The organism is Saccharothrix stipae, from assembly GCF_054781895.1.
The window spans coordinates 64,188-75,256 of sequence record NZ_BAAGTN010000015.1 but is presented as its reverse complement, the minus strand read 5'-3'; the positions used below and the strand labels follow the sequence as shown (position 1 = coordinate 75,256).

Below are 11,069 nucleotides of genomic sequence, written 5' to 3'. Positions count from 1 at the left end.
CGTACCGCCCGACCAGCTCCTCGCGGATCGTGCCGGAACCGAAGCACGAGACGACCTCGGCACTGGCGTCGGCGAGCGCGAGCACCGGACCCACGCAGTGCGTGGCGTACCACATCGGCGGCAACCCCGGCCAATAACCCGGCCAGCCGTCCATGTCCTGCATGTGACTCGCCTGCAGGAACTGCAGCCTGCCCAGCCCACCCGAATCGTGGAGCCGCTTGAGGTACAGGTACTCGCGGGAGAAGACGACCGTCTCCATCATCATGTACCGCAGACCCGTCCGCTCGACCGCGGCCACGATCCGCCCGCAGTCCTCCACACTCGTCGCCATCGGCACCGTGCAGGCCACGTGCTTGCCCGCCTCCAACGCCTCGACCGTCATCCACGCGTGATCCGGGATCGGCGAGTTGATGTGAACCGCGTCCACCTCCGGATCCCTGAGCAACTCGCGGAAGTCCGTGTACCGCTTCCCCACACCGAACCGGTCACCCACCTCGTCCAGACCGGCGCGATCCCGCCGACAGACCGCCACCAGCTCCGCCTGCGGATGACGCTGGTAGATCGGGATGAACTCGGCACCGAAGCCAAGACCGACCACCGCCACACGAACGGGCCGACCGGCCATCATCGACGCTCCTCTCCCTGGGTTCGGTCAGACCGCTGTGGCGGCCGAGCAGACACAGACAAGCGATCCACCCCCGCGCGTCGACACGACCCCAGAACTCACGGCCGCCGCCACCCGCCCCACCCGGACGACGCCCCAGAAGCCGTGCCCAGGGGTGTGCTCAGTGCACCTCGTTCCGCAGGTCCGACATCACCGACGCACCCCGATCGCCGCCATCGTCCGGAAAGGGGGACACACGCGACCAGGCGCGAGCGGGGACGAGGAGGACAGTTCGCCGCTGAACCATGAGAACTCCGACCGGGTAGGCAGAATCGATCCGGTTCGAATGCATGTGAGTGGACGGCACCACGCGGCGGCGGGGCTACCGGGCACGACACCGGCGCTCGAAGGACGCCTGGCCGTGCCGAGCAGAAGTGTGGCAGTCCCGTGTTTACGTTCACAAGAAGTCTTCTGCTGAATTCCACTGGATGGAGTAGCTTTCTCCGTGCGTGTTCCCGAAATACCGCAGCGCTACCCGGAAGAGACCGCCACCGCACCGACCCCAAACGGCCCGAATGCTAATGTTAGCGCCAACATATTTAGCCGCCCGCCACCCTTGCCCGTTCGTCCCGATTGGACGAGAATCCACAGCCGCTCAAACGATCACGTCAGTCGCCATCCCTCGTCGCCTCCGCAGTCACGTGGCCGCCGTAGCCCGCGGACACCACACCGACCGCCCGACTCGGATGAGAGGCGCGTCAAGGCGGACGAAGGCATGAAATCCTCCATCGTGGTCCGCGGCGGGGAAGTACGGGCGGGCGTTCGCCGGCGGGGGACTGGCGCGGCTGCTGCCGTTGTTCCGCCGCTACGGGGTCCGGGTGTGCTGCCCGAGGCCGGTGGGGATCTGCCCGACGGTGTAGGCGGCGCCTGCGGACAGGGGGCAGGACGATGATCGGGGCTGTGACGAAGTAGTGGGTGCGGTAGCCGTAGCGGCCCAGCCATCCCCACACCCACAAGGACTTTCACGCCGCCGCCGTGGTCGACACCCTCGGCGCGTCAGGGGAGGCGCCGAGTTCCCGACGACCGCGGCGGCTACCGACGGATGCTCGCCTGGACCTGCTCGGTCGCTCTGCCAGCTTCCGCAGCTCCTCGGCCACGTTGGTCCCCGCCACGTCCTGAGGACAAGGCCCCCTAACAGTCGCAGCCGCACGCCAGGGAATGATCGAACCCCGCCACCGGCGCCTCCTCTGTCGACACACCACGTGAGCGGAAGATCAACCGCACGCAACACCGGAACGCACCCGGATCCGCGCACATCACAGCAGGTCGGTGCGGCCGAGTTCGCGGGCACCGGGCAGGTACCCGGCGGGGTCGGCGGACATCGGCACCGCGATGCGCCAAGCGGTGGCGTCCTCCAGCACCACAACCGGCTGCCGGTCGGCGTCTTCGTCCTGGCGCGACCCTGATCGAGAACCTCACAGCGACCTCCGCTCCCGTGAATGCAGGTAGATCGCAACGTCGAGGAACTCAGATGCCGATCACCCTCCTGTGGTCTGCTTTCACGCTGCGCCTGTACCGGTCTACACGGCCGCCACGTAGTGGGTTGTGCCCGCGTGCACACTCGTCACGCCACTGAGGTTGCTTACCTGTACCGGCGTCGCGCTGTTGCTGTTGCTGCCGTCGCCGAGGGAAGCACCGTCGCCCCAGGTGAACAGCTTCCCGTCCGCACGCAGGGCGCAGTTGGAGTAGTAACCGGCCGCGATCGCTATGATCCTGGTCAGGTACTTCGCGCCGGGTGGATCGCCGACGGGGGCCTTCACCGCCATGGGGGTGTGCCGGGAGGTGGTCGTCCCGTCGCCGAGTTGCCCGTGGCTGTTGTCGCCCCAGGCGAAGACCAAGCCGTCGGTCCGGAGTGCGAGGCTGTGCCGATACCCGGCGGAGGCCGCGGCGGTCGGCGTCAGCCATGATTCGACCGGGGTGTATTGCGCCGACGGATTGGCGATGCCGAGTTGCCCGTGGCTGTTGTCGCCCCATGCGTACAACTTGCCGCTCACGCTCACGGCGAGTGCGTGGTTCGCCACGGACACGGACGCGATTCCGGTGAGCACATCGGCGGCGCCGTTGCTGTCGACGTTCCACACCGCTTCGGGTTTGTTCTGGCCTGTGGTGCCGCCGTTGCCGAGTTGCCCGTGGCTGTTGGCACCCCAGGCGAACACCTTGCCGGTCCAGTGGACGGCGAGCGAGCAGGCGAGTCCCCCGCTCACCTGTACCACGTTGGTCAACGAGGTGACCTGTACCGGGTTGGTGCGCTGGACGAACGTGCCGTCGCCGAGTTCGCCGTGCGTGTTGTTGCCCCAGCTCCACACCTTGCCGTGGGCGTCCAAGGCCAGACTGTGGACGGTGTAGGCCTCCGAGGCCTTGCCGGCGGAGATCGCCTTGATGTCCCGCAACGGGCCGGCGGCGTTGGGGAGCTGCACCTTCACCGGGGTCCACGCGTCGACCGTGGTGCCGTTGCCGAGTTGGCCTTCGCCGTTGTCGCCCCAGGCGAACACCGTGCCGTCGGTCGCGAGGGCCATGCTGTGCCGGCCTGCGGAGACCGCTTTGATCCCGGTCAGGAACCCGTTTCCGCCGACACCTTTGGTCTGCGTCGGCACCGGGTGGCCGACCGTGGTGCCGTCACCGAACGCGCCCCCGTCGCTGTATCCCCATGCGAACACCGAATTCGACACGATCGTGCTCCGTTCGCCGGTATGGACGAAGTGTGCGTATTTCGAATCGTATCGATTTCGGCCCGCGCGACCGTCCGCCAACCCAGTGAAACGCGTACCGCAGATACGAGCACTCTTCGTTTGTTTTCGAGTCGAAAGTGATCGCCTTCTCGCACGTTGATCGCTCGTGGTCGAGGCTCTCCGAACGCCTGGTGGACAGCGGGTGGTGTGCCTACCGGCGGGACGGACGCGACGGCTTGGCGACTCGCAGGGGGTGGCCGGGTCCTCCCGAGCCGATCGGCCCGGAGGATCGGGGGCACGCTGTCCGCGGGATGGCCGACCGCACCCCGGAGGAGTTGCTGATCGGCGGCCCGTCGTGGACCCGTCGGGCGGTGGCGGAGCTGATCCGGCTGGTCGTCGAGGTGGACATGACCGGGCAGGGTGTGAGGTCGGGCTGCGCCGGCACGGGTTCGCCCGCGGCGCCCGGCAGGGCGCGCCTACGAACGCCCGGTGGTCCCTCCCCGGTTTCCCGCAGGTCGGTCCGCCTCGGTGCAGAGGCGGACCGACCTGCGGTCCGAACCTCGGTCAGGCCGTGCCCGGCCCGGTCCCCGGAACGCACTCGAGGCGTTCGACCTCCACGGTGTCCCGGCAGTTCGGGTCGGAGGCGCACGCGGCCCGGGCGGAAGCCGGCCTGCCGCACGCGATGCCTGGTACCTCGGCCAGCTCGGCCGTCCACTCGCCGTTCGCGTCGACGGCCACCTGCCGCGACTTCGAGCCGCCGCTGCCGGAGACCGTCACCTGGAGCTGGTCGCACCCGGACGCCGTGCCGGTCACCCGGACCACGCCCGGTGTGGGTGAGCCGACTCCCACCACGCCGGTGATGGCGACGGCGCAGTCATGCGGGTCCGGGTCGCCGCGTCGGACGTCTGGCAGCAGGCGGACGCCGACCTGGGGCTCGAAGCCCACCTGCACCACCGCCTTGTGGGTGCGGATGGTGGCCTGGTCCTCCTCACGCTCCGCCCACACGACGTAGGCGCCCGGCGGGATCTCCACCGCGAGGTGCCCGGGTTGGGACAGCCGCAGTCCTTGTGCGTAGGGGACGCCCTTCCAGAGGAACGGTTTCCCGTGCGCGTCGGTGGTGAACACGGTCCAGTTCCCGTTGTCGTCGACGAGGCACGCGTTCTCGCCCCGCATGACCCACACGTTGAGCTGAGTCCACATGGGATCCTCCTCAGAGTCCGAAGTGGGCGGGCACCCAGCGGGCCGACTCGACGTCGTCGTGGACTTCCTCTTGCGTGTCGCCGGCGGTCTCGTAGTACAGGAGCGACTTGACGCGGTCGTAGTCGGGGTTCTCGTCCGGGTCGGTGCCCAGGTTGTCGACGTAGAGGACGGCGAGGCCGAGCTGGAGACCGTCGTCCACGGCGATTCCGTTCGCCGTGGCGACCGCCGTGCGCAAGGCCTCGATCTCCGCGGAAGCGAGGCCGAGCTTCTCCCGCACGTACCCCTTGACCTTTTTCGCGACGTCGTCGTCGCTACCCAGGTCGACGAGCTGCAGCAGGTCGATCGGCCAGTACGTCTTGATGCCGATGTCGCTGCTGACGTCCCACGACGTGGGGTTCGCCTCGTTGGAGAACTGCAGCGCGGTGCCGGTCGGCGCGATCAGCAGGAACGAGCTCATCTCGTCGTCGAAGTCCGCGAAGTCGTCGAAGTCCAGCACCCACTCGTCCGTGCTGACGAACGGCTCGGGCAGTGCGGCTAGCGTGTCGACGAGCTTCTTGAGCGGGTTCAGGACGACCGACACCACGTCGAGCACGCCTCGCACGGCGATGAACGTCCCGATCACCTGGTTGTACGTCGCTGCCAGCTCGCTCACGGTGCTCGGTCCGCCGGGCGCGGCCAGCACCAGGAATTGCGATCCCGCTCCAGTCGACAGGTTCTTGAACTTCGAGCAGACGCACACCGCCGGCATGAGCGGGAGCGGGATGTCGATGGTCGGCAGGAAGAACGGGATTTCGAGCACCCGGCTGGCCTGGACCACTGGTTTGCCATCTTCGTCTGTGATCTCAGGCGTGGTGATCACCAGGCTGACCTGGAGTTTGTGCTGCTCCAGCGTCGAGAAGTCGAGCTCCTTCGGCTGAGCGGCGGACACGAACCGCAACCGGGGCTTGAGCAGGAAGGCCGTCGACAGCAGTTCGGCCGCGCCTGCGTACGGCTTCGGTGTCCTGACGAAGTCGTGGTCGGCGCCCTCGATGAGCTGGGTGGAGTCTCGCATGATCTTGTACTCGACCGACAGGCGCAACAGGCCCTGGCCGGAAGCCAGCAGGCCGTCCAGCGCGGAGGGCGCCTGGAAGCCGGGGACGATGTCAACGCGCAGCGGCTCGTGCGGCCCGAAAGCGGGCGCGTTGCTCGTCACCCGGGTCAGGTCCAGCATGTGCATCGCCAGGTCCGCGATCAGCGGTGCCATGGTGCTTCCTCTCTCACGGAGTCCTGTGTGGACTAGGGCGTCACGCGGGTGACGCGGGTCTTCCAGCGGCAGACACCGCCGATCAGCTCGGCGTGCTCAGCGGTGACCCAGAACGCCGTGCCGTCGACCGCGGTCTGCGCGCCGGTGTAGTCGCCCGACCGCACGGCGTCACCCACGTTGACCGGCGCCCTTGCACATGTCCCGTCGGTCAGCGTGACCGAGGCGCCGAACCCGGCGCCGAGGGCCTTCACCGCCACCCTGGAGCTGATCCGGTGCGCGTTGCCGGGGAGGTTGGCCAGGAAAACCACGGCGGTCTGGTTGTTGTTGTTCACCGCGACGCCGGGGTGGTGGTAGAAGGCGTTGTCGCCACCGCCGAGCCCCTGAAGCTCGGATTTGGTCGCGGTCATCACACCTCCCGCGCTCTGACCCATGACGAGCCGGACCACGCGCAGGCAGGACTCCAGGGGCGTGCCGTTGGTGAACTGGCAGGAGATCGTGTGCGCGGCGGTGATCGCGTCGCCGACACCGGCCACCTGGAGGATCCTGGTGTCACCGGTGTCGACCTTCGCGCCACCCGCCCCGCCCGGCGCGTTGGGCGGCACGCTGTACGTCGACCACGGCACCGACGTGCTCTCCAGCACCGGTGGGTTCGCCTGGTTGAACGGGGCGATGTTGGCGATCCGCCAGACCCGGTACGAGCTCGACGCGACATCGGGGCGCGTGCTGACGAGGTAGACGGGATTCGCACGGCCGGGGAACGACGTGGGGTTCGTGTAGTGCTGCGCGGGTTGCAGGGTGTGCGCGGTGAAGTCGTTGAAGGAGCTTGACGCGTCGAACTCCCAGTACGGTTCCAGCGGGCACGAGACGGCGTTGTGCGAGTACACCGACTTGTCCAGCGTGCGCACCGTGGTGACGGCGAAGGTCTTGCCGGTGAACTGGTTACTTGTGATCACGATGCCGTCCGCGCCGACACCGAGGCCGGGGAAGTCGGCGAAGCTCGGCTGGTTGTTCGTCGCCGGACTGGTGACCAGCCCGTCCAGCTCGTAGCGGCACCAGTTCGCGGGATCCAGGCCCGATGGGGCCGCTGAGCGCGAGACCGCCAGGTGGACCGCCGAGAAGTCGTTGGTCGGATCGGCGTCATCGACGTTCTGGTCCTGCAACGCGACCACGTAGAAGCGCTGGTCGACCGCGTTCCGGTCGAAGTGGACCTTGGGGTCGAACATGTCACCCTGCCCGGCGGCGCCGAAGAACTGCTCCAGGGTCATCGCCTGGGCGTTGCCACCCGACGTGCTGGTCATCCGCAGGCTCCGGTTGACCGCCTGCAGCACCTTGGTCGCGCCCGACGCGACGGTGGAGTCCGAGGCCGAGGCGCCGTTCGCCGTCTCGTCCAAGCCGGTGAACGGCGGATCGATGCCCGTCGCCGCGGGCTCGCCGCCCTCGACCGACGTGGTGGTCCCGGCCGGACCCGTCTCGGGCTCGACGAGCGTCGGGAGCTTGAGCGTTGACCGGTGCGACTGCGCCGCCTGTGCGGCTTCTGTTGCAGGTGCGGCGAAGAGCGGTGCCGCCAACAGTGCCAGGGTCAGGGCCGCGGCACCCGCGCGATGGCGCCGTCGCCCGTTGAATCGGTGAATCCCCATGAGATCTCCTCGCATCTCGTGCAAGCGGCGTCACTGCCGCTGACCGGCGAGTCAAGCGGCGGGCGACCGTCCGGTTCATCGGCGAAACCACCTACATCCCCGCGTATCTGCGTGAGTAGGCGGGGTACCTATGAGACATGGGGGAGGAGGTCTGGAGGTGCTGATCGGACGACGGGCGGAGATCGCCGAAATTCGTGCTGCGCTGGAGGAGAACACCCGTACGATGACGGGTGCGGTGCTGGAACTGCTGGGGGATCCCGGAATGGGGAAGTCCTCGCTGCTGGCCTTGGCCGTCGAAGAGGCCGGGGAACACGGCGTCCCGACGCTGACCGGGCGGGCGACGGACGCCACGCCGTTCGGCGCGTTCGTCGAAGCGATGGACGACCACGTGACCGAGGCCCGGGACTGGCGCGACGGCCTGGCCGGAGGTGAGGTCGCCGCGCTGGCCGAGGTCTTCCCGGGCCTGGCCGCGTTCCGCGGTGACCGGGTCGAGCGGCACCTGGTGCACCGCGCGGTGCGCGGGCTGCTGGAACGGCTGGGGCGGCGGCGCGGGCTCGTGCTCGCCCTGGACGACGTGCATCGGGCCGACTCCGCGTTGGTGGAGCTGCTGGCTTACCTGTGCCGCCGCCCGCCGCGGGCGCGGGTGCTGCTGGTCCTGGCCTACCGGCCGCGGCAGGTCGATCCCCGGCTCGCGGCCGCCGTCGCCCTGGGGACCACCGCCGTGCGCCGTGTCGAGCTGGAGCCGCTCACCGAGGAGCAGAGCCGGGAACTGCTCGGGCCGGATACGCCACGCGTCCGCGCGGCGGCCCTGCACCGGACCAGCGGCGGTAACCCGTTCTACCTGCGTGCCCTGGCGGCGGGCGAGTTGCCCGCCGGTACGCGGCTGCGTGCGGTGCTGCTGACCGAACTGGCCGGGCTTTCCCGCACCGGGCAGGAGGTCGCGCGGACGGCGGCCGTGATCGGCGATCCGTTCGACGCGGACCTGGTCGCCGAGGTGGCCGGGATCGACCACGTGGAGGTCACGCGCGAGCTGGACGAGGCGCATCGGCGCGATCTCATCCGACCGCACGGGCTGTCCCGGTTCACCTACCGGCACGATCTCGTCCGTCAAGCGGTCTACGCGAGTTCGGGCGCGAGTTGGCGTCGTGATGTGCACGCGCGCGCGGGCCGGGTGTTGCGACGCCGCGGCGAGGCGTTGTCCGTGTGCGCGGACCACGTCGCCCGGTCCGCGGTCGTCGGCGACCTCGACGCGGTCGCGCTGCTCGGGGCGGCCGCCGGCGAATTGCGCGGGCGTGCGCCGGGGATCGCGGCGGGCATGCTGGCCGAGGCCGTGAGGCTGTTACCGGCGGACCTGGAGAACTCAGCCCGTCACTGCGAGCTGGAACTGCAACTGGCCCGCTGCACCACGGCCGACGGGCGGCCGCACGACGCGCGAACGGTCGTCCACCGGTTGCTGCACCGGCTGCCACCGCACCACGAACGCCGCCCCGAGGTGGTCGCGCTGACGGCGGCGGTCGAACGGATGCTGGGCCACCACACCAGAGCTCGGGCGTTGCTGCGCCGCGAACTCCGATCCGTCCAGGACCCGGTCACCGCCGCCGGCCTGCAGCTCGAACTGGGCATGGTCGCGATACTCAGCGGTGACTTCTCCGCCGACCGCGCGCTGATCGAGAACGCGCACCGCACCGCGCACCGGGTGGACGACCCGTCGATGCAGGCCCACGCCGCAGCGCTGCTCGCCTTGGCCGACTTCACCTCCGGCGCGATCACATCCGCCGGTGTCGGCGCGGACGCGGCGGCCACACTGGTGGACGCGCTACCGGACGACACCCTCGCCACCAACCTGGAGACGATGGTCCACTTGGGATGGACCGAGATGTTCCTCGAACGGTTCCACGTCGCGCGTGACCACCTGGAACGCGGACTGCGGTTGGCACGCGACACCGGTCAGGAGCACCTGCTTCCGTACCTGCTCAGCGGTCTCGCCTGCGACCACCAGTGGCTGGGCGAGCTGGACACCGCCGCCCGGTGGGCCGACGACGCCGTCGCGACGGCCGAGCTGACCGGTAGTGACGAGCTGCGCACGGTGACCTACGCCCTGCAGGCCTTGATCGCGTGCCGGCAGGGCGACCTGGAGCTGGCCGGCTACGCGGGCGGTCGCGCGGTCGCCGCGGCGGGCGCCGATCGCGACTGGTGGTCGGCCACGGCCGCTGTCATCCACGGCGAGGCGCTCCTGCACGGCGGAGCCGACCCGGCCGAATGCCTGGCGCGGGTCGTCGACTCCGTCGGCGGCGTGGAGCTGTCCGCCATCGACCCGGGGCACCGGCCCAACTGGTACCAGCTGTTCGTCTACGCCGAATCGGCCGCGGGGAACCCGGCTGCGGCGCACGCGTGGCTGGACCGGATGGCCGCGGCCGTCGACCGGCTGGAATCCGCGCTGCCGTGCCGGTCGGCGTTGATGCGCCTGGCGAGAGGGCACTTGCTGCTCGCAGGCGGTAAGGCCAGCCAGGCTGTTGACGAGGCGCGCGCCGCGGCGATCGTCTTCGCCGAGGCGGACGACACGCTGGACCTGGGCCGGGCTCGGCTGCTAGCCGGTTCGGCGCTCGCTGCCAGTGGCGCACGCGGCGACGCCGTCGTCGAGCTCAAGCACGCCCGTCGCCTGTTCGCTGACGGTGGGGCGCACCGCCTGCACGACGAGGCGACGAAGGCGCTGCGCAGGCTCGGTCACCGCCTACCGTCCTGCTCGCCGCGGACCGGACCGCCACACCGGCTCACCGCGCGGGAGGACCAGGTCGCTGCGCTGATCGCCGAAGGGCTGACCAACACCCAGATCGCCGACCGCCTCGTGCTCAGCGTCCGCACGGTGGACGCGCACCTGCGCAACATCTTCACCAAACTGGATGTGACCTCTCGCGCGGCGGTCGCGGCGTACAGCACCGCATCCCAGCCGGGTGACCATGACGTGCCGAGCGGGCGGCACCGAGTGGTGTCGGGTTCAGGTGGTCGCGGCATCTGATCGTGGTGTTCGGTGGGGAGTATTCCCTGTCGCGTGCGGGACGTTGACCTTGGCCGATCGGTAGCAGACCTCGAGGCGTGGTGGATTCGTTGAGCAGAAGGACATCGCCGTCCGGATCTGTCGATGGGTTCGCGTGAGTGGCCCGTCGTGGTGGGTGCGAGGGGTATCGGCCGGTGGCGGCGAACAGGACGTGGCCGCAAGGGGCGTGCGCCGAAGACGGTCAAACGAGCCGACACCGGTAAGATCAAGAGTGCACAGGACCACGTGCACCTGAAGGGCAACCGAATCAGGGTCAAGCTCCCCATGCCCTCAACGAGGACGGGACGTGGAAGCACGGGGCCGGGAACTCTCGAACGAGGAGCGCAAGTACCGCCAAGGGCGAGGTTGGAATCTGCCGCAATGACTCAAGGTGAATCCGGAGTGCGCTCCTGTCTCGACGCGGCACTCACCGGCGCGGGCTTCCATGAGCATGGCTTCGAGTCCATCCACCTGGATGAACTCGTGGACGACTACGTCGAGGCCGATGCCGTCGAAGCCGGCTTCCGGGCCCTCGACGACCTGGTCCGCTGTTACCGGGATCGAGCGGGCGAACTCATGGCTTCGCTGGTGGTCGTGCTCGGTCACGACGACCGGATCAGCC

General features: G+C 69.3%; 6 protein-coding genes. 1 reads left to right on the top strand and 5 read right to left on the bottom strand.

Annotated elements, in window-relative coordinates; genetic code table 11:
• The 5 genes from ACYVLT_RS27725 to ACYVLT_RS27705 form a co-directional block, all read right to left on the bottom strand.
• The coding region (locus tag ACYVLT_RS27725) for a Gfo/Idh/MocA family protein (protein ID WP_461123151.1) at positions 1–628 on the bottom strand (628 nt) is incomplete at its 3' end.
• Positions 629–2,184: 1,556 nt separating this feature from the next.
• A complete protein-coding gene (locus tag ACYVLT_RS27720) occupies positions 2,185–3,333 on the bottom strand; it encodes an RCC1 domain-containing protein (RefSeq protein WP_461123150.1) in 1,149 nt (382 codons plus the stop codon).
• A gap of 564 nt (positions 3,334–3,897) precedes the next feature.
• On the bottom strand, positions 3,898–4,533 hold the full coding sequence (locus ACYVLT_RS27715; RefSeq protein ID WP_461123149.1) for a hypothetical protein: 636 nt from the start codon (positions 4,531–4,533) through the stop codon (positions 3,898–3,900).
• Positions 4,534–4,543: 10 nt separating this feature from the next.
• Positions 4,544–5,776 carry a hypothetical protein gene (locus ACYVLT_RS27710; RefSeq protein ID WP_461123148.1) on the bottom strand — a complete coding sequence of 411 codons (1,233 nt, stop codon included), beginning with the start codon at positions 5,774–5,776 and terminating at the stop codon, positions 4,544–4,546.
• Positions 5,777–5,808: 32 nt separating this feature from the next.
• Complete coding sequence (locus ACYVLT_RS27705; RefSeq protein ID WP_461123147.1) at positions 5,809–7,413, bottom strand: hypothetical protein; 1,605 nt, start codon at positions 7,411–7,413, stop codon at positions 5,809–5,811.
• Between the two features lie 157 nt (positions 7,414–7,570).
• On the opposite strand from ACYVLT_RS27705, the gene ACYVLT_RS27700 reads away from it, so the two are divergent.
• Positions 7,571–10,429, top strand: coding sequence for a helix-turn-helix transcriptional regulator (locus ACYVLT_RS27700; RefSeq protein WP_461123146.1), 2,859 nt, complete (start codon positions 7,571–7,573; stop codon positions 10,427–10,429).
• Positions 10,430–11,069 lie beyond the last annotated feature (640 nt).

Excerpts from the sequence above, each read along its gene's own strand:
- ACYVLT_RS27710 (WP_461123148.1), bottom strand. The coding sequence starts at position 5,776 with ATGGCACCGCTGATCGCGGACCTGGCGATGCACATGCTGGACCTGACC.
- ACYVLT_RS27715 (WP_461123149.1), bottom strand. The coding sequence starts at position 4,533 with ATGTGGACTCAGCTCAACGTGTGGGTCATGCGGGGCGAGAACGCGTGC.
- ACYVLT_RS27705 (WP_461123147.1), bottom strand. The coding sequence starts at position 7,413 with ATGGGGATTCACCGATTCAACGGGCGACGGCGCCATCGCGCGGGTGCC.